Source organism: Streptomyces sp. NPDC051133, from assembly GCF_040682635.1.
GTDB lineage: Bacteria > Actinomycetota > Actinomycetes > Streptomycetales > Streptomycetaceae > Streptomyces.
On sequence record NZ_JBFBBK010000031.1, the window covers coordinates 1 to 22,841 of the forward strand.

The following is a 22,841-nucleotide window of genomic DNA, read 5'->3' on the forward strand; positions in this document are numbered from 1 at the left end:
CCCATGATCCACATGTCGGCGCCGATCCCCGGGCTGCGGACCGCGTCCGACAGCGGGGAGTAGGCGAACCAGCCGAAGTCGGCCGCACCCTGCGGGGTGAGGAAGCCGCCCACCGCGATGGTCGAGCCGAACAGGTACAGCCAGTAGGCGAACATGTTCAGCCGCGGGAACGCCACGTCGGGCGCGCCGATCTGCAGCGGCATGATCCAGTTCGTGAAACCGGCGAACAGCGGCGTGGCGAACATCAGCAGCATGATCGTGCCGTGCATCGTGAACGCCTGGTTGAACTGCTCGTTCGACATGATCTGCAGGCCCGGCCGGGCCAGCTCGGCGCGCATGAGCAACGCCATCACGCCACCGATCAGGAAGAACGCGAACGACGTGACCAAATAGAGCGTCCCGATCGTCTTGTGGTCGGTGGTCGTCAGCCACCGCACGGCCCTGATGCCCCTGATGTCTCTGATCCTCTTCACGCCCCGCCTGTGTCCGCGCCCCGCCCCTCGGTCACACTCGGACGACGCGAGGAGCATCACGGAGAAAGGGTGTGACGATCCGGGGGGCGCCGGACACGAACCGAACATGAGCAACGACGAGATCTTCGCCGCTGCCTATCGCGAGCACTACTGGGCGGTCAGCCGCTATGTGGCGAGGCGACTGCAGGGGCGCGCCGACGAGGTGGAGGAAGTGGTGGCGGAGGTGTTCACGGTCGCCTGGCGCCGCCGGGACGACCTGCCGGCCACCCCGCTGCCCTGGCTGTACGGGGTGGCCCGCAACTGCCTGGCGAACGCGGTACGCGGCTACGGGCGCCGGCGCCGGCTGGTGGACCGCATGGGCAACGACGAGGCCGCGCACGGACGGCACATCGTGGCGAGCCCCGACGCGGACGCCCCGGGCGCCTGGGTGCACGAGGCACTGGACCGGCTCTCCCCGGCGGACCGGGAGGTGCTGCGCCTCGCGGCCTGGGAGGAGCTCGGCGCCGACGAGATCGCGGTGGCCCTGGGCTGCGGCGGCCGGGCGGCGGCCATGCGCCTGCACCGCGCACGGGGCCGCCTGCGAGCCGAGATCGACCGGATGCGTGCCCTGGTCCCGCATTCCGCACCCAGCACCGACGCGACAGTCTGCGAGGACCACCGACATGGCTGACGAACTCGACCTCCTCCGCCGCGCCAACCCCGTGCCCGTCGACGCCCCCCACTTCGGCGACGGGCCGCTGGACCACCGCGCCGAGCGGCAGCTGGAGCGGCTGCTGCACGAGACGCGCGCCCGGCGCCGGCTGCGGCCGCTTCGGTCACTGCCCGGCCGTACCCCGCGCACCCGGCTGCTCTGGAGCCTCGCCGCCACCGCCGTCGTTCTCCTGATCGCCGTCGACGCCGTGCTCGGCGGTCCGAGCACCCCCCGGGCCGTCGCCGCGCCCCGCCCGCTGACCGTCCACGCCCACTCCAGGCCCGTACCCCTGAAGGAGCTGGCCGCCCTCGCCGACGCGGCCGCGTCGGGCGGCTCGCCCGCCCTGCGCAAGGGCACCCACGTGCAGTCGTGGAGCCTCGGCATGAGCGACGGGAAACCGCCCGTCACCCTGCCCGAGGAGCGTGTCGTGCGCTGGCGTGCGGACCACACCCACACCGAGCTGGTCGTGGCGACCGACCCGCGCACGCCCGGCCGGCCGGTCCTCACCGACGAGGGCGACACCCCGCACGAGGTCGCGGACGGCCATGTGATCAGCCGGACCACGTACCCGCCGATGTGGAGCGACGCCCCGCCCGAGGCGACCCCGCCGCACACCGCGGCCGCCATGAGCGCCTACCTCACCGAGCTCGCCCGGCCCCAAGCCGACCGCGGCACGGCCGCGCCGAGCACCGCCGAACTCCTCGACTCCGTCGCGGAACTCCTCGACCACTGGACCCTCGGGGCCCGCGAATCGGCGGCCGTCGTCCGGCTGTTCGCCCAGGCCGGGGGGATGCGGCCGGCCGGTGAGGTGACCGACCGCCTCGGCCGCCCCGGCCAGGCGTACCTGTACGACACCGACGGCATCCGGCACATGCTGATCCTGGAACCGCGCACCGGTGCCGTCCTCGGCATGGAGGCCACCTTCACCAAGGGCGACCCGGAGTACGGCGTGAAGGCCGGGGACGTGATGGGCTACAGCGCCTGGATGCGCTGACCGCCAGGTCCTTTCCTTCGGATCAGGCCGGCTCCGGCCGACGGGGCTTTCCGGCCGACCCCGGCAAGATCCGAAGGAGAGGGGCTAAGCCCCGAGCTGCCGGGCGGCGGCCTCGACGGTCTGCTCCAGCAGCGTGGCGATCGTCATCGGGCCGACACCGCCCGGCACCGGGGTGATCAGCGAGGCCCGCTCCACGGCCGAGTCGAAGTCGACGTCACCGACGTTGCCCGCGTTGTAGCCGGCGTCGATCACGACCGCGCCGGGCTTGATGTCCTGCCCGCGGATCAACCGCGGCCGGCCGACGGCGACGACGACGATGTCCGCCTCGCGGACCGCAGCCGACAGGTCCGCCGTCCGCGAGTGGCAGTACGTCACGGTGGCGTCCCGGGCCAGGAGCAGCATGCCCACCGGCTTGCCGAGGATCGCGCTGCGGCCCACCACCACGGCCCGCTTCCCGGCCGGGTCGACGCCGTACTCGTCCAGCAGCCGCAGGATGCCGCCGGGGGTGCAGGAGACCAAGCCCGGCAGGCCGAAGCTCATCGTGGCGAACGAGGCGAACGTGACTCCGTCGACGTCCTTCTGCGGCGCGATCGCCTCGAACGCGGCCCGCTCGTCGATGTGCTCGCCCATCGGGTGCTGCAGCAGGATCCCGTGCACACCCGGGTCGTCGGACAACTCACGCAGCGTGCGCACGAGTTCGGCGGTCGTCGTGGCGGCCGGCAGGGCCACGTGCCGGGACGCGACGCCGGCCTCGCGGCAGCGGTTCTGCTTCATGCGGACATACGTCACGGACGCGGGGTCCTCGCCGACCAGCACGGTCGCGAGGCAGGGGGCGCCGCCGGTGCGTGCGGTGAGGTCGGCGGCCTTCGCCGCGGTGTCCCCGACGATGCGCCGGGCGAGCGCGGTGCCGTCCATGAGGCGGGCCTGGGTCATGCGTCACACTCCTGAGCTGGATCGACTCTCCTCGCCCAGGCGCGCGGCATTCTCGACGGGCCGCTCCCCGGTGGTACTCCACCTCAGCGCCAGTCACGGCCCGGGTACAGCGTAGCCCAGCACGCGGACACCCCTCGGGGCGCGTCCGCCGGAACGGGTACCCACGCGGCCGGCGGGAGGCCGGCCCCGGCGGACGCCGGCCCCCGTGCAGCGGCGCCCGATTCCCTCGCTCCAGCGCTGATTTCCCTGCTCCGGTGCTGATTTCCCTGCTGTGCGCGGACGTTCGCCCCGGTTCGGCTCACCGCAGCCGGCCGTGCCGCGTGCGGCGTACGCGCGGCAGCGCGGGACGCGGGCGCCCGCGCGCCGCTCGCAGTGCCGAGCGAAGCAGCACGGCGGGCGGGAGCAGATGCGCCGGGGAGGCCTGCGCGTGTCGCCGAGGGCGGGCCGGGGGGAGTCGTCCGAGGGCCGCCCGGGCCGAGAAGGTCCAGGTCAGCCGAGAGCTGACCTGGACGCGCGCGTATCTCCTTCCGGCGCCCGTCATGCCGGGGTGCGCCTACTCGTCCCAGGCCTGGACGATCAGCTGGCTGGCGATCTTGCCGTCGCGCAGGGTGATCATCGATTCGGCGAGGACCCGGGTGCCGTCCCCGTACTGACAGCTCTCGCTGAACGCGGCGTGATCGCCCTGCACGACACACAGGTCCAGCTTGTGCGTCATGTCGCGCCGGTAGACGTCGTCCAGCATCTCGGCGATCTGGCCCCGGCCGCGCAGGACGGTGGGATGGCTGGGCTGGCTGTTGCGGTCGACGATGCGGATCTCCGCGTCGTCGGCGTAGAGCGACAGAAGGGTGTTCCCGGTGGTCCCTTCTATGCCCCGGCGCAGTGTCTCGGTGTCGAAGGCGGAACCTGTCGCGGTGCCCATGGTGACCTCCTTCAGGCGCCCGCGGCCCGACGTGGGACGAGCCGCACGGGCCTCCACCCTTCGAGGCTCCTCCGGCCCGGCGGCCTCGGCAAGCGCAGGCCCCGTGCTCCGCCTCACGGGTGAGCACGGCCCGCCGGCCGTGTCCGGGCGGCCCCCGCCGCCGTTGCTGAAGACATGATCTCAACACGACGTATCGTCGCCGCCCTCGGCCTGGCCGCCGGGGTCACGGGCTTTGCCGCCCCGCTGGCGAACGCGGCCGACGCGAGCGCACCGCACACCGGGCAGATCAACCCCATGACCGTGCTCGACTCGCTCGCCGTCAGCGACATTCCCGCCGCGCAGCAGGACCGGATGCCGCGGGTCTCCGAGCAGGTGCGCGGGCTGAACCAGCTCGGTGAGCTGAACAAGCTGAACGAACTGCACCAGGTCACCGACCTCGTGGCGCCCGTGACGGGTCTGCTGCCGGCCGTCCAGGCCTGAGCCGCGAGCGGAGTGCGGGGGCCGTCCCGGCGGGGCGGGCACGAGGGCCGTCCGCCGGGCGGCCCTCACCCCTGTCCGGCCTCGGGGCCGGCATCCGTTCCCGAGCGCAGTTCCGCCCAGTCGCGCGACAGCGCGAAGACCGAGGCCGCGCCGTCCGGGAGGACGTCCGGGAGCAGCCGGGCGAGCACGTCGCCCGGGCCCAGTTCCAGCCAGGTGCGGACCCCGTCGCGATGCAGCGGGGCGACGGCGTCCGCGAGCCGCAGGGGCGCGTGCCGCACCCAGAAGTCCGGCTCGGCGGTCTCGGCGCCCACCGGACGGGCGGTCCCGTCGCAGACGAGCGTGAGACGCGGCGCACGCGGGTGGAGCGTGGCGAGCGTGCGGCCGTAGGCGTCGAGCATCCCGTCCGGGCAGGCCCGGCCCGCCGTCTCCGCGAGGCCGCCCAGCAGCCGCGCCAGGGTGCCCACCGCGTGGCAGGCGTCCGCGAGCGAGAAGACGCCCGCGGCGTACGCGGCGGCCATCCGCCCGGCCGCCTGGCCGAACACCACGTCCGGCCGCACGCCCCAGCTCTCCAGCAGCCGGCACTGGGCCACCTGGAGCGCGAACACCGCCGGCCCGGCGAACGGCGCCCGGTCCAGCAGTGCGGCCGTCCGGCTGCCGGCGGCCGCGGACATCACGCATTCCAGCGGGAGTTCGAGATACGGATCGAGGCGCGCGCAGATCTCGTCCAGCGTCTCGGCGAACACCGGGAATTGCGAACGGAGTTCTCGTCCCGTCCCGGACGGCGGTGAGGCGCCGGCCGAGAACAGGAATGCGGTACGTCCCTTGCGGCCGTCAGAAGGCATGCCGCCATTGAGGCACGACCGGACGCGATACAGAAACCAGGCCAAGTCCCGCACCCTGCAAAAAAATTCCCATCATGGAATGACATTATTCGGTCAAATTCTTACGTGATTCTTCTGGTCCCGCCGCCCGGCCCGTTGATACGGGGCGAGCGGTGCCGGTGTGTCCGGCGGCCGGAAAGATCCACGGACACCGCCGTGGTCCGCCCCGATACCCGCCACGCGCGCGTAGGGTCGGCGGCGAAGGCAATCGATGGAAGGGGCCAGGCCATGGCGCAGGAAGTACGCGGCGTGATCGCACCGGGGAAGGACGAGCCCGTACGGGTCGAGACGATCGTGGTGCCGGACCCGGGCCCCGGCGAAGCCGTCGTACGCGTCCAGGCCTGCGGGGTCTGTCACACCGATCTGCACTACAAGCAGGGCGGCATCTCCGACGACTTCCCCTTCCTCCTCGGCCATGAGGCCGCCGGCGTCGTGGAGTCGGTCGGCGACGGCGTCACCGACGTGGCACCCGGCGACTTCGTCATCCTCAACTGGCGCGCCGTGTGCGGGAATTGCCGGGCCTGCCTGCGCGGCCGGCCCTGGTACTGCTTCAACACCCACAATGCCCGGCAGAAGATGACCCTCGCCGCCACCGGCCGGGAACTCTCCCCGGCGCTCGGCATCGGCGCGTTCGCCGAGAAGACGCTCGTCGCGGCCGGGCAGTGCACCAAGGTGGACCCGGCCGTCTCCCCGGCGGTCGCCGGACTGCTGGGCTGCGGGGTGATGGCCGGCCTCGGCGCCGCGATCAACACCGGAGGGGTCGGCCGCGGCGACTCCGTCGCCGTCATCGGCTGCGGCGGCGTCGGCGACGCGGCCGTCGCCGGAGCGAACCTGGCCGGCGCGGCGAAGATCATCGCCGTGGACATCGACGCCCGCAAGCTCGACAAGGCCCGCACGCTCGGCGCCACCCACACCGTCAACTCCAAGGAGACCGAGCCGGTCGAGGCCATCCGCGAGCTGACCGGCGGCTTCGGCGCCGACGTCGTCATCGAGGCGGTCGGCCGCCCCGAGACGTACCGGCAGGCCTTCTACGCCCGCGACCTCGCCGGCACCGTCGTCCTCGTCGGCGTCCCCACCCCCGAGATGAAGCTGGAACTGCCCCTGCTGGACGTCTTCGGCCGCGGCGGCGCCCTGAAGTCCTCCTGGTACGGCGACTGCCTGCCCTCCCGCGACTTCCCCATGCTGATCGACCTGCACCTGCAGGGCCGCCTGCCGCTCGACGCGTTCGTCACCGAGACCGTCCGCCTCGACGAGGTGGAGCAGGCCTTCGAGCGGATGCACCACGGCGACGTGCTGCGCTCGGTGGTGGTGCTGTGATGACCACCCGCATCGAACGCCTCGTCACCTCCGGGCAGTTCACGCTGGACGGCGGCACCTGGGACGTGGAGAACAACGTGTGGATCGTCGGCGACGAGCGGGAGGTGATCGTCATCGACGCCGCCCACGACGCGGACGCCATCGCCCGCGCCGTCGACGACCGGCGCCTGATCGCGATCGTCTGCACCCACGCGCACAACGACCACATCAACGCGGCGACGGAACTGGCCGACCGCACCGGCGCCACCATCTGGCTGCACCCCGACGACCTGCCGCTGTGGAAGCAGACCCACCCCCACCGCGACCCCGACCGCCACCTCCTCGACGGCCAGGTCATCGAGGCCGCCGGCGCCGACCTCACCGTCCTGCACACCCCCGGACACGCCCCGGGTGCCGTCTGCCTGTACGACCCCGCGCTCGGCACCGTCTTCACCGGCGACACCCTCTTCCAGGGCGGCCCCGGCGCCACCGGACGCTCCTTCTCCCACTTCCCGACGATCATCGACTCCATCCGCGACCGCCTGCTCACCCTCCCCCCGGAGACCAAGGTCCTCACCGGTCACGGCGACCCCACCACCATCGGCGCCGAAGCACCCCACCTGGAGGAGTGGATCGCACGCGGACACTGAAGCCCGCGTGCAACACCGACAGAAGATGTCCGGCTTTCTCGCGACAGTGGACGACGACAGCAGTCGAACCGCACGGGAGGCCGGACATGCCGGAACCACTCAAGGGCAAGGTGGCGCTGGTCGCCGGGGCGACCAGGGGCGCCGGGCGCGGCATCGCCGTCGAACTCGGCGCGGCCGGCGCCACCGTCTACGTCACCGGCCGCAGCACCCGCGCCCACCGCTCCGAGTACGACCGGCCCGAGACCATCGAGGACACCGCCGACCTGGTCACCGCGGCCGGCGGACACGGCGTCGCCGTACCCGTCGACCACCTGGACCGGGCCGCCGTCAGGGCCCTGGTGGACCGCATCGCGGACGAGCAGGGCCGGCTGGACGTCCTGGTCAACGACATCTGGGGCGCGGAGAAGCTGTTCGAGTGGGACACCCCGGTGTGGGAGCACGACCTCGACAACGGACTCAGGCTGCTCCGGCTCGCCGTCGAGACGCACGCCGTCACCAGCCACCACGCGCTGCCGCTCCTGCTGCGCCGGCCCGGCGGCCTCGTCGTGGAGGTCACCGACGGCACCGCCGACTACAACCGCGACACCTACCGCGTGAACTTCTTCTACGACCTCGCCAAGACCTCCGTGCTGCGCATGGCCTTCGCGCTCGGCCACGAACTCGGCCCGCGCGGCGCCACCGCCGTCGCCCTCACCCCGGGCTGGCTGCGCTCGGAACTGATGCTCGACGCGTACGGCGTCCGCGAGGACAACTGGCGTGAGGCCTGCGCGAAGGAACCGCACTTCGCCATCTCCGAGACCCCGCGCTTCGCCGGCCGTGCCGTGGCCGCGCTGGCCGCCGACCCCGGCGTGGCCCGGTTCAACGGGCGGTCGCTCTCCAGCGGCGGGCTCGCCCGGGTCTACGGCTTCACCGACCTCGACGGCAGTCGGCCCGACGCCTGGCGCTACCTGGTCGAGGTGCAGGACGCGGGCAGGCCGGCGGACGTCACCGGTTACCGGTGAAACGGCGCCCGCGGAGCCGTACGGCCACCCCATGACCGATCACACCCGCTTCGCAGGACACGGAGTCCTCGTCGAGCGCGCCTCGGTCCAGGCGGCGTCGAGCGGGCCGTCGCCGCGTTCGGCTCGCTCGGCGTGCCGGTCAACTGCGCCGCCCACTGCACCCCGGACGTCCCCCGCTTCGAGGACGACCCCGACGAGGCATGGGCGCTCGACCTCGACGGAGGAAAGGCCCTGGCCGCCTCCGGACGCGGGGCGATCCGAGCATCGGCTCCGTCAACGGCCCGCAGGACTTCGGCAACCACGCCTACAGCGCCGCGAAGGCCGGCCTCGGCTCGCTCGCCGCCGCGGTCGCCTTCCTCGCCTCCCGCGACGCCGCGTGGATCACCGGCACCACCCTCCGGGTCGACGGCGGCCTCACCGCCGTCGACACCGGATTCCACACGGCCCTACGTCACCCCTGACGGCGCCCGCCCGAGGCCGCCGCCAGCACGTCCAGCACCCGCTCGGTGTCGGCCCCGGTGGTGCGCCAGTTCGTGAACGCGGCCCGCAGCCCCGGCACACCGCCGTACACCGTCGTCGTCACGTACGCCTCCCCGGACTCGGCGACCGCCCGCGCCAGCGCCTCCACCCGCTCCCGCGTCGGCTCCTCGGCGAGGGTGAAGCAGACGACGTTCAGCCGGACCGGTGCCAGCAGCCGCAGCCCCGGCAGTGCGTCGACACCTGCGCCGAGCCGGCGGGCCTGGGCCACGGTGCGCTCCACGATCTCCCGGTGCCCCGCACGCCCGTAGGCCACCAGCGAGAACCACGCGGGCAGCGCGCGCAGCCGCCGGGAGTTCTCCGGGGTCAGATGCAGGAAGTCGGGCTCCCCGGCCGGAAGGCCCAGATAGGGGGAGGCGTTGTGGAACACCGCCACCTGCAGGTCGCGGCGGCGGGTGAACTGCAGGGCCGCATCGTAGGGGACGTTGAGCCACTTGTGCAGGTCCACACCGACCGAGTCGGCCGCGTCGAGACCGTCGACCAGAGCGGCGTACGCGGGACTGAGCGCGGCGAAGGCGCCGAACGCGGCGTCGACGTGCAGCCAGAAGCCGTACCGCTCCCGCAGCGCGGCGATCGCGCGCAGATCGTCGAAGTCGACGGTGTTCACGGTGCCCGCGTTCGCGACCACGATCGCCGGCCGGCCCTCCCGCTCGGCGAGCGCCGCCTCCAGGGCGGTGACGTCGACCGCCTCCCGGTTCCCGGGCAGCAGCGGCACCAGCCGCAACCGGTCCCGGCCGATGCCCAGCACCGACATCGCCTTGGCGATGCTGGAGTGCGGGCTGCCCGAGAGCACGTCGACCGGGCCCAGCGCGGCGGCCCCCTGCCGGGACACGTCCACGCCCAGCCGCTCACCGAGCCACTCCCTGCCGATCGCCAGACCGACCGTGTTGGACGCGGTCGCGCCCGTCACGAACGCCCCGCTGTGCGCCTCGCTCAGCCCGAACAGCTCGCGCAGCCAGCCCACCGTCTCCCGCTCCAGCGCCTGCGCCCACGAGCCGCCCTCGCCCGACAGGTTCTGGTCGAACGCGGACGTCAGCCAGTCCCCGGCGACCGACGCGGGCGTCGCGCCCCCGGTGACGAAGCCCAGGTAACGCGGCCCGGCCGAGCCGGAGAAGCCGTGCGCCCACCGCTCGGCGAACCGCGCGAGAGCGGCCTCGCCCCCCGCCCCCTCGTCCGGCAGGGGTGCCCGCCCGGGCGCCCGGCCGGACGCCGCGACCGGCCGCTCGGCCAGGCCTGCCGTCGCACGGGCGGCGAAGTCGCGGGCGGACTGCAGCAGTTCGGGGAGCCGGGAGAGATCGCCGGCGAGTGCGGGGTGCATGCGCCGCAGCCTAGAGCGACATGACGGCCGTGTTCCCGGTCCAATCCGCGGAATGTGGATCCTGCGGTCGTGCGAAGTTCACCGTTTCGTCACAGGGCGGCCGGAACCACAACCCTCCCACCCCCGGACAGGTCTAGTAGTCGCAATCCGCGGGAATCGCGCAGGAAGACGCCCGGGCAGGGTCCCGGACGACAGGGGAGAGGGGAAGAGGCCGCATGGGGGACATACGCAGACGAGGCGCCGTCGTACTCGGGGTCACGGGACTGGTGGCGCCGCTCACACTCGCCGTCACCGCGGCACCGGCCCAGGCCGCGAGCTGCACCACGCAGGCGGGCCCGTACCAGAAGCAGGTGGAGAAGTTCCTCGGCCGGCCCGTCGACGGCAAGCAGTCCGCCGCCGACTGCAAGGCCATCAGGGCCTTCCAGGACAGGCACGGCATCACGCCCGACATCGGCTACGCCGGATCCGTCACCTGGGGCGTGATGGACCTGATGAACAAGCAGAAGGCCGTCGGCGAGAACCCGAACAAGGACGGCAAGTGCCCGGTGAACAAGGGCCGGATCGCCTGCGTGAACCTCACGCTCCAGCTCAGCTGGATCCAGGACGGCAAGAAGCTCGTGTACGGACCGGTCCCCGTGCGCACCGGCCGCAAGGGCTACACCACCCGCACCGGCGCGAAGAAGATCTACTGGCGGGACATCGACCACGTCTCGAACATCTACGACGTGCCGATGCCCTACAGCCAGTTCTTCGACGGCGGCCAGGCCTTCCACTCGGTCGGCCTGAGCATGTGGAACCCGCCGGGCTCGCACGGCTGCGTCAACATGACCACGACGGACGCCAAGAAGTACTGGTCGCTGCTGAAGAACGGCGACGACGTCTTCGTCTACGGCCGCAAGCCCGGCACCTGATCCCTCACGCCCCGGGGGCGTCCCCGAAGTCGGGGATCTCCAGCCGGACCCCGCCCTGCCGCGCGGACTCGTGCGCGACGATGCCCGGCAGGGTGTAGCGGGCGGCCACCCACGCGTCGACCGGCGGCAGGGTACCCGTGTCGACCGCGGTGACGAAGTCGTCCACCAGGAAGTGGTGGCTGCCCTCGTGCCCGTTGTGCAGCCGGTCGAACTCCCGCGGCAGCCGCGTCCGGTCGTGCACCGGCGCCGAACCGGAGGTGAACGCCGCCCGCAGCTCCGGCGCGACATGCCGCAGCGAGGGGTCGTCGACGGACAGGGTCGGCCTGGGCTCCAGCAGCTCGCTGATGTCCTCCACCCCCTTCTTGTCCTGCCACAGCGCCACCGTCGCCAGCTGCTCCATGCTGGCCTGCGTGCCGAAGAACCGGAACCGGGACTCGCGGATGTGCGAGGGGTAGCCGACCCGCCGGAACTCGTTCGTACGGAACGAACCGCCACCCGCCACCTCGAACAGAGCGGTCGCGTTGGAGACGTCGTTGTCGAACCGGCTGACCGCACGGTCGAAGACGCCGTCGCCACGATCGTCACGCACACCGATCGCCGACACGCTCACCGCGTGCGTCCGCCAGGCGCCGAGCACCCCGCCCACCGAGTGCGTCGGGTACAGCAGCGGGGGATAGCTGGCGGTGGCCTTCCACTCTTCGCCGCCGCTGTACCGGTAGGCGTCGTAGAAGCCCAGGTCCATGTCGTGGACGTAGTCGCCCTCGGCGTAGAACATCCGGCCGAACGCGCCCCGGGCGATCTGTTCGCGGGCGTGCACGGTCGCGGGGTGGTAGTGGCTGGTCTCGCCCATCATGTACGTCAGCCCGGTCGCCCGGACCGCGTCGATGATCGCGGCTGTCTCGTCGGTGGTGATCGCCATGGGAACGGCGGAGTACACGTGCTTGCCCGCGTTCAGGCCCTGCACCACCAGCGGGCCGTGCGTCCAGCGCTGGGTGAAGATCGCGACCGCGTCCACCGCGGGCGACTCCAGCATGGCCTCGTACGAGGGAAAGGTGCCGGCGAGCCCCTGTGCCGCCACCAGCCGCTCGGCGCGCTCGGGCAGCAGATCGGTGACATATACGTCACGGACGCCGGGGTGGGCCTGGAACAGGGTGGCGAACTGACCGGAGAACTGACCGGCGCCGACGATACCGAGAGAGAAAGTCATGCCGATTACTTTTGATGCGGAAGAATCGGAGCGTCAAGAGGCCGGGAACGACCTTCTCGTACGCCTTCCTTTCCCGCTACGGTGACCTTGTTGCTTCCGATGTGGAAGAAATGAACGGGAGGGGTCGGACATCATGACCAGCTGGCTGCCGCTGAGCCCCGCGGAGCGCTCCGTGGCGATCGAGGTGCTCGTGCACGGGCCGCTGTCCCGCACAGAGCTGGCCCGGCGCCTGGCCCTCTCGCAGGGCAGCCTCACCCGGCTGACCAAACCGCTCCTGGAGTCCGGGCTGCTGGCGGAGGCCGCCGAGGCGGGCGTCACGGCGCAGGCACGGCAGGGCCGCCCCTCCCAGCCGCTCGACGTCGTCGCCGGCTCCCGCTCCTTCCTCGGCTTCAAGATCACCGCCGACACGGTCCACGGTGTCGTCACCAACCTGCGCAGCGACGTCACCGCCCGCCTCGACCGGCCCCTCACCACGCACGACCCGGCCGCCGTGGCCCGTCTGCTCGCGGGGATGACCACCGAACTCGGCGCCGGCCGGCCCGCGCCGACGGGCATCGGCATCGGCGTCGGCGGCCTGGTGCGCGAGCGGGCGGTGGTCGGCGAGTCCGCGTTCCTCGGGTGGCGGGACGTGCCGCTCGCCGCGCTCGTCGAGGAGCGCACCGGACTGCCGGTCGTCGTGGAGAACGACGTGGCCGCCCTGGTCGAGGCCGAGACCTGGTTCGGCGCGGGCCGGGGACTGGACCGCTTCGTCGTCCTGACCATCGGCGCCGGCATCGGCTACGGGCTGGTGCTCGGCGGCCGCCGGGTCCCCCACGACGGGGAGGACCGCGGCTTCGGCCGGCACTGGATCATCGACCCGTACGGGCCGCTCACCCCGGACGGCGAGCGCGGCAGCGCCGTGTCGCTGCTCACCATCCCCAGCATCCGCTACCAGATCCGCGCCGCCACCGGGCGCGACCTCCCCTACGAGGAGATCCTCGCCGGCGCCGCCGCGGGGGAGCCGATGGCCTCCCGGGTGATCGGCGAGGCGGCCCGGGCGCTCGGCACCCTGGTCGCACAGATCGCCAACTTCGCGATGCCGCAGAAGATCCTGCTCGCCGGCGAGGGCGTCGGCCTGATGGATGTGGCCGGAAACACGGTCCGGGAGACGGTCCGCGCCCACCGGCACCCGCGGGCCGCTCCGGTCGACCTGGAGACGAAGGTCTCCGGCTTCCACGACTGGGCCCGCGGCGCCGCCGTCCTGGCCATCCAGGTGCTGGTGCTGGGCGCGGCCGGAGACTGAACTCCCGCCTCCGCTTGACACATTGACGTGATGAGTAACACGGTCCGATATGTCCGTATCACGTGTACTTACTCACAGCGCCTTCACCTCGATCGGCATATGCTTCACAGCATGTCCACCACTGTTGAAACCGCCTCCGAGCGATCGGCCGCGGAGGTCAACGAGGAGATCCGGGCCCTGTGGCTCCGGTCGGGCGGGACACTGACCACCGAGCAGCGCGCGGAGTACCAGCGCCTCGTGCTGGAGTGGGCCGCCGCGGCCCCGCAGCAGTCCCGGGCGGCCTGACCGACCCGCGCGCACCGCCGCAGCACCGTCCCGGGCACCCGTGAGAGCACGGGTGCCCTTCTCGTAGCACCTCCCGGACGTCAGCCGAGACGCCTCGCCGAGACGTCCCGCCGAGACATCAGCCCCACGTGGCCGAGTAGTACCGCCGGTACGCCTTGCGGTCCTGCTCGGCGCGGATGTACCGCGTCGCGACCAACGCGATCAGACTGCCCGCGATGACCAGCAGCCCGGGACCGACGTTCCGGGTGTCCGTCAGCTGCGCCAGCAGCGTCCTGCCCTCCGAGGCGCCCGTGACCGGCGCCGAGGAGCCCGGTGAGGCCGCACTGGGCGCCACCGCGCCCTGCGCCGGCGCCGACGGCGCCGCCGACGGCGAACCGCCCGGCGCGGCACCGCCGTTCTGCGCGGACACGATCAGCCGCACACCGAGCGCCGCCATCGCCTTGGTCACCGGCTGGAAGAACGTCGTCCCGCCCGTCGTGCAGTCGCCGCTGCCGCCCGAGGTGACACCGAGCGCGATCCCCTCCGAGAACAACGGGCCGCCACTGTCGCCCGGTTCCGCGCACACCGTGGTCTGAATGAGCCCGGTGACCGTGCCCTCCGGGTAGTTGACGGTCGCGTTCAACCCCGTGACCTGCCCGTCGTGCAGACCGCTCGTGCTGCCGCTGCGGAACACCCGCTGCCCCACCGCCGCATCGGCCGCCCCGGTGATCCGCACCCCCTTGCCGCCGCCGATCGCGACGACGTCGGCGCCGTCACCGGCCTTGCCGGAGGCGTACTGCACGAGCGAGAAGTCGTTGCCGGGGAAGGTGCTGCTCACCGTATTGCCGAGCTGCCGGTCGCCCTGCGTGCCGGCGAACCAGGTGGATCCGGCGGGACCGCAGTGGCCGGCCGTGAGGATGAAGTCGCTGCGCCCGTTCGTCACGTTGAAGCCCGCCGAGCAGCGGCCCCCCGTCGACAGGATCGGCTGGGCGCCGTTCAGTCGCGTCGTGAAGGCGCCCTTCGCGCGCTCCATGTGCACGAAGCCGCCGATCCGCGTGGCCACATGACTCATCCGGGACCAGTCACCGGCGGACACCGTGCGGTCCGCCTCCACCACGACCCGGTTGGTCCGGTAGTCCACCAGCCAGGCCGTGCCGGCCACCCGTGGCGCCGAACGCAGCGCCCGGGTGGCCCCCTTCAGCTCGTCCATGCTGTGCCCGACGACCTTCGCCTCGGCCCCCGCCCGCCGCACCTCCCGCGCCGCCGCGCCGTCGGTCACCGCCACCACCGGCCGCCCGTCGGCACCGATCCAGTTGCCCGCCGTACGCGCCGTGCCGAGCCGCGCCACCAGCGCGGCACCGGTGTCCCCGGCGCCCCCGGCGGTGCTGAGCGGTCTGGCGGCGGCCGGCGGTGTCTCGCTCGCCATGGCCGCCTGGGTGACCATCGCGCCGCCCAGGAGGAGTCCGCCGACCGCCGCCAGCCGTGTCACTCGCCGGACGACCCGTCGTCGTGCGTGCCGCATGCATGGCTCCCGAACCCGAACCGCGCGCCGCCCCTGCCGGCAGCGCGGGACCCCCGGGTGGTCGAGGGCCCGCTCCTCCATACGGCGCCCGGAGCGGCCGTGTTCACCGCCGGGCGTGCTCAGCTCTTGCGGGCCACCCCGCCGAACATGGCGACCTCCTCCGGCACGGCCCCGTGGTCGTGCTCCGGACGCCAGCGCGAGCAGGACACCACGCCCGGCTCCAGCAGCTCCAGACCGTCGAAGAACCGGGTCACGTCCCCGGGGGTGCGCTGGGTCAGCCTCGGGGTGCCGTGCTCGTTCCAGAACGCGACCGCCTCGTCCACGTCCGGCATCGACGGGCTGGTGACGGTGTGCGACAGCACCAGGTGACTGCCCGACGGCAGCCGCTCCGTCAACCGCCGCACCAGGCCGTACGGGTCCTCGTCGTCGCCGACGAAGATGACCACGCCGAGCAGCATCAGCGCCACCGGCTCGGCGAAGTCCAGCGTCTTCGCCGCGTGTTCGAGGATCGCGTCGACGTCGCGCAGGTCCGCGTCCAGGTAGTCGGTACGGCCCTCGGGCGTGCTCGTCAGCAGCGCACGCGCGTGCGCCAGGACGAGCGGATCGTTGTCGACGTACACGATCCGGGACTCCGGCGCGAGCCGCTGGGCGACCTCGTGCGTGTTGTCGGCGGTCGGCAGCCCGGTGCCGATGCCCAGGAACTGCCGGATGCCCACCTCACCGACCAGGTGCCGTACGGCCCGGCCGAGGAAGAGCCGGTCGGCGCGGGCGTACTCCCCGATGCCCGGGTGCAGTCGGCGGATCTGGTCGCCGGCCGCCCGGTCGACCTCGTAGTTGTCCTTGCCGCCGAGCCAGTAGTTCCAGATGCGGGCGGTGTGCGGCCGGCTGGTGTCGACACGGGCGCGCAGCGACACGGCCACGTCGTCGGTGGCTGCCGTATTGTCGGTCACGTGGGTCAGCTCCCCTGGATGCCTGATGAGAGATACCGGGTCCAAGAGGCAATCTAGACGCCCGAGTTGATCTCCGCCGCGCCTCCGGGGTTTTCCCCCGGCGCCGACCGGGACCGGTCGCGCCCGCCGCGTCGTCGATCCTGCATCGGGCGTCGTCGACCGGGCCTGGACGCCGTCCCAGGAGCCCGGCCGGCAGGTCCCGCCGGGCCCGCCACGCGTCCTGCCGGGCTCGCCACGCGTCCTGCCGGGCCCGCCAATCGTCCCGCTGGGCTCGCCACGCGTCCCGCTGCAGCGGCGGGACGGTCCTCGGGAAGCGGCCCTCCGCCGCCGCCCCGCGCCGCCCGCCCCTCCCGGCGATCCCGTTTCCGCCCGCGCCGCGACCGCCTATCTTGAGCCCCATGACCAGCATCCCGCACGTCACCCCCGGCGAACCGGATCCGCTGCGCGCGCTCGGCCTGGAGCGGCTGCGATGCCGTACGAGCATGAAATGGCGCACCTACCCCGAGGACGTGCTGCCGCTGTGGGTCGCCGAGATGGACGTCCCGCTCGCCGAGCCCGTCGTCCGCGCCGTCACCGACGCGCTGGCGCTCGGTGACACCGGATACCCGGCAGGCACCGCCTACGCCGAGGCCCTCGCCGCCTTCGCCGCCAAGCGGTGGAACTGGGACGGGGTCGCCGTCGACCGCACCGCGATCGTTCCGGACGTGATGCTCGGAGTGGTCGAGATGCTCAAGCTGGTCACCGCACCCGGCGATCCGGTCGTCGTCAACTCGCCGGTGTACCCGCCGTTCTTCCAGTTCATCGCGCACATGGACCGCCGGGTGGTGGAGGCCCCGCTCGGTCCCGGCCGACGCATCGACCTGGCCGGCCTGGAGGAGACGTTCCGGGAGGTGACCGCGGGGGCCGGCCGGGCCGCGTTCCTGCTCTGCAGCCCGCACAACCCCACCGGCACCGTGCACACCGCCGACGAGCTGGCGGCCGTCGCCGAGCTCGCCGAGCGGTACGGCGTCCGGGTCGTGGCGGACGAGATCCACGCGCCGCTCGTCGACCCCGGCGTCATCTTCGTGCCGTACCTGGCCGTGCCCGGCGCCGCACGCGGCCTGTCCCTGATGTCGGCCTCCAAGGGCTGGAACCTGGCCGGCCTCAAGGCCGCCCTCGCCCTCGCCGGGCCCGGGGCCGCGGCCGACCTCGCGCGCCTGCCCGAAGAGGTCGGCCACGGCCCCAGCCACCTCGGCGTCATCGCGCACACGGCCGCCCTGCGGGACGCCACCGGCTGGCTGGACGCCCTGCTGGCCGGGCTGCGGGCCAACCGCGACCTGCTCACCGCCCTGCTCGCCGAGCACCTGCCCGCCATCCGCGCCTGCCCCGCCGAGGCCACCTGTCTGGCCTGGCTCGACTGCCGGGCCCTCGGCCTCGGCGACGACCCCGCCGAGGTCTTCCTCGACCGCGGACGGGTCGCCCTCAGCTCCGGTGTCCCCTTCGGCACCGGCGGCGCGGGACACGCGCGCCTGAACCTGGCGACCTCGCCCGAGATCCTCACCGAGGGGGTACGGCGGATGGCGGCGGCCCTGACCTGACCGGGCGCACCACGCGGGCGCGGCCCGCCCGCCGTGGCCCGCCCACCGCGGCCGGTCCTCCCGGGACGGCGGGCGGCTTCTAGACTGCCGGGCATGGACGGCACGCGGCTCGACCGGCTCGGCTCCGGAAAGTACCTGCTGGTGACCAGCCACCGCAGGAACGGCACTCCCGTCGCGACCCCGGTGTGGGTGGTCCGCGACGGCGACACCCTCGGCGTGTGGACGGCCGCCGACAGCGGCAAGGTCAAGCGGATCCGGCGCAGCCCCGACATCCTGGCGGGCCCCTGCGACGTCCGTGGCACCCCCACCGGCGACCAGCGGCCCGCCACCGCCGAGATCGCCGACGCGGCCACCACCGCCCGCTACCGCGAGCTGATCGCCCGCAAGTACGGCATCGTCGGCCGCCTCACCCTGCTGGGCAGCCGGCTGCGCCGCGGCCTGGACGGCACGGTCGGGATCCGGGTGACCCTCACCGACTGAGGGTCACCCGGACGGTGTCCTACGACCCGTTCAGCACCGACCCGGCCAGCACCAGCCCGCCGGGCTGCGGCTTTCCGGTGCGCATGTCGACCTGCTGGAACCGCACCGACTCCTCGGGCTCGACGACCCGGTCCTTCACCGTGGGCACGGTGACGTCGGCGCTCGTGCGGCCCGCCGGGATGTCCGTCCACAGCCAGAGGCCGTCCACCTTCGACAGCGCGCGCTCCGGGTCGGGCTTCGCCCCCGCGGTGTCCCGCAGCCAGGCGGCCGGGACGTCCTTGGTGGACAGCTCCGGCCCGGTCACCGGCGTGACCGCGAACATCGCGGACATGTCCACGTCTACCGCCTGGGACAGGGACACCCGCCACGTGAGCGACTGCCCCTCGGTGACCCGGCCGGCGACCGGCGTGACGGTCATGGTGGGCGCCGGATCGTCGTCGTGGACGGTGATCCCGCCCCGGTAGGAGCCGACCACGGTGCGGTGCACCGCCTTGACCAGGATGTCGTGCGACACGTCGGTGCCGTACCGCGTGTTGCCCCGCACCTCGACCGGCACATCGATGTCGTGGCCGCCCGGACGCACCGTCACCAGCCGGTCCCTGGCCCGCCCGGTGGCCGGGTCGAGGACGTACACCCGGACCTGGCCGCTGCCGTGGCCGGTGACCCGCACCGGCACGTGGTACGTGCGCACGCCCGAGTCGCCCTCGTCCACGGTCGCCCGTCCGACGTCCACGCGCGGCAGCGCCGCCGCCCGCACCGCGGGCGTCCCCGCACGCCAGCCCCAGGCGTCCATCAGCCAGGCCCGCCCGGACCGCGAACGCGGGGTCAGCTCCAGGGACTTGACCTCGCGCAGGTCGAGTCCCGCGCGGCCGGCCGCCGTCAGCGGCACCCGGATCTCGCGCGCCCAGTACGACGTGGTCCGCTCACTGCCCGGCAGCCCGTCGACGCCGACCCGGCCCAGCTTCGCCCGGTGGCCGGAGGCGTCCGTCAGGGACACGTCCAGCTGCGTGCCCTTCGTGTTCGGCGGCACGAACAGCCGTAGAGCCAGCGCCTTGGCACCGGCCAGCGACAGCGGCCGCCCGGCCGTCACCCGCGCGGGCGTGCCGGCGCGCGTCCAGTGCAGCGCGATCGCGTGCCGGCCCGGCTCACGGTCGATCCCCCACGGCACGAAGTGCGGCGACGCGCCCTTCGCGCCCTGCCCCAGACAGGCCTTGGCCGGGCTGGGGTCCACGGCGTCGCACAGCCGGCCGCCGGTCACCGACACCCCGCCGTCCGGCAGGAACCCGGCGCCCCGGCGCCCGCCCACCGCGTGGCTGAGCACCCGCGCCGGGTCCGCCGACGGCGCCCGCTTCCCGGAGCCGTCCAGCAACGGCCGTACGCGGTCGTCGCCGGCCAGGAACAGCCGCGCGGCGGCGGCGATGTACGTCGAGCCGGCCCGGTGCTGCCGGTCCGCGGTCAGCCGGGTCGCGGCATGCTTGCCGCACACCGGGTCCGGGTGCTGCGGGTCGTCGTAGAAGTCGTCCTCGGCGGGTGCCGCGGCCTGGCCCGGCGTCCACTCGGAGTTGAAGAAGTTGTGGTCGGCGCCGATGACGTACACGGCGCTGTGCAGCGCGGCGCCGTCGCTCACCGCGCGCGTGCCGTCGACGTACACCTCGCCCTGCAGGTCGGAGACGTCACCGTCGCAGCCGGGCAGGACGGTCACCGACGGCACGTCGGGCACCGGGTTCTGGCCGAAGACGGTGGGGCCGATCAGCACCATGCCGCGGACCCTCCAGCGGACCGGGCCGTGGTAGCCGTCCTGGTCGGCGGGCGGCGGGTAGAGGCTGTCCAGCGCGGCCCGGTTGACGCCCTCGCCGCCGCGCGAGTGCCCGATGAGCAGCACGCGGGACAGGTCGACGCGCGGCGCCCGGCGTACGATCTCCGGCGCGGTGCCGGGGTGGTCGGCCCAGTCGGCCCAGCGGGCCAGGTGCAGCCGCACCAGCGAGGAGCGCGCCTGCGCGCCGCCGTCCTCGGCCGCGAAGTCCTGGCCGTTGATGCCGTTGGCGGAGATCGACACGGTCACGTAGCCCTGCGACGCCAGGAGCTTCTGGTCGCGCAGGTAGCCCCGGTGACTGGGCACCGGCTGCATGCCGGCCGGGCAGGGCCAGTCGCCGGTGGCGTCCTCGCGGCCCTTGTAGCAGGTGACGTGGCGGCCGTGCAGGAACAGCGCCAGCGGCCGCTTGCCCTTCGCGCCGACGGGCGCGACGACCACCGCCCGCATCTCCACCGGCGCCGGGAGGCCCGGCAGCCGGACCGGGTTCAGGCTGTACTCACCCGTGCGGGTGCGATAGGCGCCGGGTTCGCCGGGGTCCACGCCGTTCGCGGGCAGCGGTGCCGGCGGCTTGACCGCCGCCCCGGCCCCGGCGGTGGTGCGGGCGTCCAACCGCCGCCCGCCGGACCAGACCTGCAGCCCCGTCAGCTCACCGGCCCGCTGTCCGTGCAGGGGCAGCCGGAACGTGTGCCCGTCCCGTCCCGGCCGCGGCACCCCCAACAGCTCGCCGCCGGAGCGGAATTCGACCCGGGCGTCCCCCATCGGCAGCGGCCGGTCCGACCGCCACTCCAGCTGCGGCGCGCCGCGCCCGCCGGCGAGCCGCCAGCCCGGCGGCAGTGTCCCGCCGTCCGAGGCGCTCGACGCCCTTGCATGTGCCGGTGGTTGCGACTGTGCGACTGCCGCCCCTGGGGATGCCGCCGCCACCGCGAGTAACGCGGCGGCGGTCACCCATATGTGCCGGGCACGGACCACTGTTCCTCCTCGAAGCCCGATCTCGGGCGTCCCGGCCTTACCGGGAGCCCCTCGGTCCCGGAGGACGGAAGGCGGAGACTGTGGGTTGCCTGTGAACGCGAGGTGATGGATCACACCGCGCGGACCGGCGCAACAGCGGTCGGCGACAACGGAGTTCGGGGCCGACGACACGACGGCCGCCGGCTCCGGCGCAGGCGTGTCCGAGGCGGTCGGGTGCCGCCCGCACCGAGGGAGTCGGCGGGCGGCCGACTCGCACCGGCCCGGCGCTCAGGTCGCGGGCCGGGGGAGTCGCTGACGGTGTACGGCCCTCAGGTCCAGGCGCGGAAGGGCTCGTCCGTCAGCTGGAAGACCGGCTCGCCGCGCACCGGGTCCTTGGCCGTGGACAGCCGGACCCGGTCGCCGCTGTGGATGCCGACCGGCGGGCCCATGACCCGGCCCCGGACGACGAAGCCCTCGGCCAGCTCGATCAGCGACACGTTGCGCGCCGCCGGCGTGTTGCGGTGCACCACGGTCGAGTGCCGGACCGTGCCGACGCCCTCGCTGCGCTCGGTGCGCAGCTCGCTGCCCTGGCACACCGGACACAGCAGCCGGTGGTACATCGCGGTGCCGCACCAGGTGCAGCGCTGGAAGTGGATGGCGTCCTTGGAGTCCGCGGCAACGGGATCGAGCACCCCCGCCGCGGAACCGGCCGCCGCATGCGCGACGCTTGCTGAGTGGTGGTACACGCTGGTCAACTCCCTGCGCTCGGCCGGAATCCCACGTGCCCGGCGCACCGGCACGCGAGTGCGCGGTTGCTGTGCCACCGTGCACGCCGACAGAGTATGGCACTCAGTGTCACGCGTAAAGGCACTCGGTACCCCGAATTTTCGGCCCGCCGCCGCTTCAGGCCCGGCCGAGCTCCGCCTCCAGCGCCTGCACCACCCGCCACAGCGGCGCGTCCCGGCGGGCGACCAGCACCACCACGTCGTCGGGACGGACCCTCTCGTCGCCCGCACCGGCCGGGCCGGGCCAGGCGTGCACCTCCGGTGCCCGCACGCTCTCCCCGAACGTCCGCTGCACATACCCCAGCGCGTGGTCCACCGCCGCGCCGGCGTCGCCCTCGCCGTCCGAGCGCAGCCAGGAACGCAGGGCGTTGTTGTGCGCGGCGACGACCGCCGCCGCGACCACGTCCGCCCGCAGTGTCCCCTCCGGCCGGCCGGCGAACCGGCCGCGCAGGTAGTCGGCGAGCGCCCGCTCGTAGCGCCACACCACCGACAGCTCGTAGGCGCGCAGGCCCGGCACCTTCTTGGTGAGCCGGTAGCGCTGCACCGAGAAGGTCGGGTTCTCCGCGTACATCCGCAGCACCGTCCGGGCCGCGTCGCACACCCGGCGCACCGGCTCGTGCTCCTCGCCGCTCGCCGCGAGGAAGGCGTGCATGTCGGCCAGACAGCGCTCGTGGTCGGGGAAGACCACGTCCTCCTTGGAGGGGAAGTAACGGAAGAACGAGCGCCTGCCGACCCCGGCCAGGGTCACGATGTCGTCCACGGTGGTCTGCTCGTACCCGCGTTCCAGGAACAGCCGGAAGGCCGCCGCGACGAGGGCGTCCCGCATCGGCGGCTTCGCGGCCGGCGCCGCACTGCTGGAGCTCATGGACGGGAACGTAGCACCCGGGGCCACCTTGTGACACTCAGTGCAGTTCGTGTGGCGTGCTGGG

Annotated in this window: 22 protein-coding genes, 1 pseudogene and 1 riboswitch; of the genes and pseudogenes, 12 read left to right on the forward strand and 11 right to left on the reverse strand. The window is 73.4% G+C overall.

Annotation, left to right across the window (positions count from 1 at the left end; translation table 11 throughout):
• Positions 1-473, reverse strand: a 473-nt coding sequence (locus AB0N17_RS28460) for a cbb3-type cytochrome c oxidase subunit I (RefSeq protein WP_366014379.1), incomplete at its 3' end; no start/stop codon positions are given.
• Positions 474-579: 106 nt separating this feature from the next.
• Here AB0N17_RS28460 and AB0N17_RS28465 point away from each other — a divergent pair.
• Positions 580-1,143, forward strand: coding sequence for a sigma-70 family RNA polymerase sigma factor (locus AB0N17_RS28465; RefSeq protein ID WP_366014380.1), 564 nt, complete (start codon positions 580-582; stop codon positions 1,141-1,143).
• The gene (locus AB0N17_RS28470; RefSeq protein WP_366014381.1) at positions 1,136-2,158 is read left to right on the forward strand and encodes a CU044_5270 family protein; all 1,023 of its coding nucleotides are present in this window, start codon (positions 1,136-1,138) and stop codon (positions 2,156-2,158) included. Before AB0N17_RS28465 ends, AB0N17_RS28470 begins: the two co-directional genes overlap by 8 nt.
• A gap of 84 nt (positions 2,159-2,242) precedes the next feature.
• Here AB0N17_RS28470 and AB0N17_RS28475 read toward each other — a convergent pair whose 3' ends face one another.
• Both AB0N17_RS28475 and AB0N17_RS28480 read right to left on the reverse strand, forming a co-directional pair.
• Positions 2,243-3,091 (reverse strand): bifunctional 5,10-methylenetetrahydrofolate dehydrogenase/5,10-methenyltetrahydrofolate cyclohydrolase, encoded by an 849-nt coding sequence (locus tag AB0N17_RS28475; protein ID WP_366014382.1) that lies wholly within the window; start codon positions 3,089-3,091, stop codon positions 2,243-2,245.
• A gap of 26 nt (positions 3,092-3,117) precedes the next feature.
• Positions 3,118-3,198, reverse strand: a riboswitch (ZMP/ZTP riboswitch).
• Between the two features lie 446 nt (positions 3,199-3,644).
• Positions 3,645-4,010, reverse strand: coding sequence for a nuclear transport factor 2 family protein (locus AB0N17_RS28480; RefSeq protein WP_366014383.1), 366 nt, complete (start codon positions 4,008-4,010; stop codon positions 3,645-3,647).
• A 174-nt stretch (positions 4,011-4,184) separates the two neighbouring features.
• On the opposite strand from AB0N17_RS28480, the gene AB0N17_RS28485 reads away from it, so the two are divergent.
• Complete coding sequence (locus AB0N17_RS28485; protein WP_366014384.1) at positions 4,185-4,490, forward strand: hypothetical protein; 306 nt, start codon at positions 4,185-4,187, stop codon at positions 4,488-4,490.
• Between the two features lie 65 nt (positions 4,491-4,555).
• Here AB0N17_RS28485 and AB0N17_RS28490 read toward each other — a convergent pair whose 3' ends face one another.
• Entirely contained in the window at positions 4,556-5,332 is a 777-nt protein-coding gene (locus AB0N17_RS28490; protein WP_366014385.1) for an acyltransferase domain-containing protein, read from the reverse strand.
• Positions 5,333-5,599: 267 nt separating this feature from the next.
• Between AB0N17_RS28490 and AB0N17_RS28495 the strand changes: the two genes are divergently transcribed.
• The 4 genes and pseudogenes from AB0N17_RS28495 to AB0N17_RS28510 form a co-directional block, all read left to right on the forward strand.
• On the forward strand, positions 5,600-6,688 hold the full coding sequence (locus AB0N17_RS28495) for an S-(hydroxymethyl)mycothiol dehydrogenase (protein WP_366014386.1): 1,089 nt from the start codon (positions 5,600-5,602) through the stop codon (positions 6,686-6,688).
• Positions 6,688-7,317: an MBL fold metallo-hydrolase gene (locus AB0N17_RS28500; RefSeq protein WP_366014387.1), complete on the forward strand. Its 630-nt coding sequence runs from the start codon at positions 6,688-6,690 to the stop codon at positions 7,315-7,317. The genes AB0N17_RS28495 and AB0N17_RS28500 overlap by 1 nt, the downstream gene beginning before the upstream one ends.
• A gap of 86 nt (positions 7,318-7,403) precedes the next feature.
• Complete coding sequence (locus tag AB0N17_RS28505) at positions 7,404-8,318, forward strand: SDR family oxidoreductase (protein ID WP_366014389.1); 915 nt, start codon at positions 7,404-7,406, stop codon at positions 8,316-8,318.
• 96 nt (positions 8,319-8,414) lie between these two features.
• Positions 8,415-8,779 (forward strand): annotated as a pseudogene (locus AB0N17_RS28510) (oxidoreductase); the annotation flags it as partial.
• Here AB0N17_RS28510 and AB0N17_RS28515 read toward each other — a convergent pair.
• Positions 8,770-10,173: an aminotransferase class I/II-fold pyridoxal phosphate-dependent enzyme gene (locus AB0N17_RS28515; RefSeq protein ID WP_366014390.1), complete on the reverse strand. Its 1,404-nt coding sequence runs from the start codon at positions 10,171-10,173 to the stop codon at positions 8,770-8,772. The pseudogene AB0N17_RS28510 and the gene AB0N17_RS28515 overlap by 10 nt on opposite strands.
• A 215-nt stretch (positions 10,174-10,388) precedes the next feature.
• On the opposite strand from AB0N17_RS28515, the gene AB0N17_RS28520 reads away from it, so the two are divergent.
• Positions 10,389-11,084 (forward strand): L,D-transpeptidase family protein, encoded by a 696-nt coding sequence (locus AB0N17_RS28520; protein WP_366014391.1) that lies wholly within the window; start codon positions 10,389-10,391, stop codon positions 11,082-11,084.
• Positions 11,085-11,088: 4 nt separating this feature from the next.
• Here AB0N17_RS28520 and AB0N17_RS28525 read toward each other — a convergent pair whose 3' ends face one another.
• Complete coding sequence (locus AB0N17_RS28525) at positions 11,089-12,291, reverse strand: Gfo/Idh/MocA family oxidoreductase (protein ID WP_366014392.1); 1,203 nt, start codon at positions 12,289-12,291, stop codon at positions 11,089-11,091.
• Between the two features lie 133 nt (positions 12,292-12,424).
• On the opposite strand from AB0N17_RS28525, the gene AB0N17_RS28530 reads away from it, so the two are divergent.
• Positions 12,425-13,573: an ROK family transcriptional regulator gene (locus AB0N17_RS28530; RefSeq protein ID WP_366014393.1), complete on the forward strand. Its 1,149-nt coding sequence runs from the start codon at positions 12,425-12,427 to the stop codon at positions 13,571-13,573.
• 99 nt (positions 13,574-13,672) lie between these two features.
• On the forward strand, positions 13,673-13,858 hold the full coding sequence (locus tag AB0N17_RS28535) for a hypothetical protein (protein ID WP_366014394.1): 186 nt from the start codon (positions 13,673-13,675) through the stop codon (positions 13,856-13,858).
• 118 nt (positions 13,859-13,976) lie between these two features.
• On the opposite strand, the gene AB0N17_RS28540 is transcribed toward AB0N17_RS28535, so the two are convergent.
• Positions 13,977-15,359: a S1 family peptidase gene (locus tag AB0N17_RS28540; RefSeq protein WP_366014395.1), complete on the reverse strand. Its 1,383-nt coding sequence runs from the start codon at positions 15,357-15,359 to the stop codon at positions 13,977-13,979.
• Between the two features lie 119 nt (positions 15,360-15,478).
• Positions 15,479-16,309 (reverse strand): SAM-dependent methyltransferase, encoded by an 831-nt coding sequence (locus AB0N17_RS28545; RefSeq protein WP_366014396.1) that lies wholly within the window; start codon positions 16,307-16,309, stop codon positions 15,479-15,481.
• Positions 16,310-16,707: 398 nt separating this feature from the next.
• Between AB0N17_RS28545 and AB0N17_RS28550 the strand changes: the two genes are divergently transcribed.
• Together AB0N17_RS28550 and AB0N17_RS28555 are read left to right on the forward strand one after the other, a co-directional pair.
• Positions 16,708-17,886, forward strand: coding sequence for an aminotransferase class I/II-fold pyridoxal phosphate-dependent enzyme (locus AB0N17_RS28550; protein WP_366014397.1), 1,179 nt, complete (start codon positions 16,708-16,710; stop codon positions 17,884-17,886).
• A 93-nt stretch (positions 17,887-17,979) separates the two neighbouring features.
• Positions 17,980-18,366 (forward strand): PPOX class F420-dependent oxidoreductase, encoded by a 387-nt coding sequence (locus tag AB0N17_RS28555; RefSeq protein WP_366014398.1) that lies wholly within the window; start codon positions 17,980-17,982, stop codon positions 18,364-18,366.
• 19 nt (positions 18,367-18,385) lie between these two features.
• Here the strand turns inward: AB0N17_RS28555 and AB0N17_RS28560 are convergent, their stop codons facing one another.
• The 3 genes from AB0N17_RS28560 to AB0N17_RS28570 all read right to left on the reverse strand — a co-directional run bounded on the left by AB0N17_RS28560 (position 18,386) and on the right by AB0N17_RS28570 (position 22,777).
• On the reverse strand, positions 18,386-21,148 hold the full coding sequence (locus AB0N17_RS28560; RefSeq protein ID WP_366014399.1) for a hypothetical protein: 2,763 nt from the start codon (positions 21,146-21,148) through the stop codon (positions 18,386-18,388).
• Positions 21,149-21,456: 308 nt separating this feature from the next.
• The gene (locus AB0N17_RS28565) at positions 21,457-21,873 is read right to left on the reverse strand and encodes a hypothetical protein (protein WP_366014400.1); all 417 of its coding nucleotides are present in this window, start codon (positions 21,871-21,873) and stop codon (positions 21,457-21,459) included.
• Between the two features lie 157 nt (positions 21,874-22,030).
• The gene (locus tag AB0N17_RS28570; protein ID WP_366014401.1) at positions 22,031-22,777 is read right to left on the reverse strand and encodes a TetR family transcriptional regulator; all 747 of its coding nucleotides are present in this window, start codon (positions 22,775-22,777) and stop codon (positions 22,031-22,033) included.
• Between the last annotated feature and the right edge of the window lie 64 nt (positions 22,778-22,841).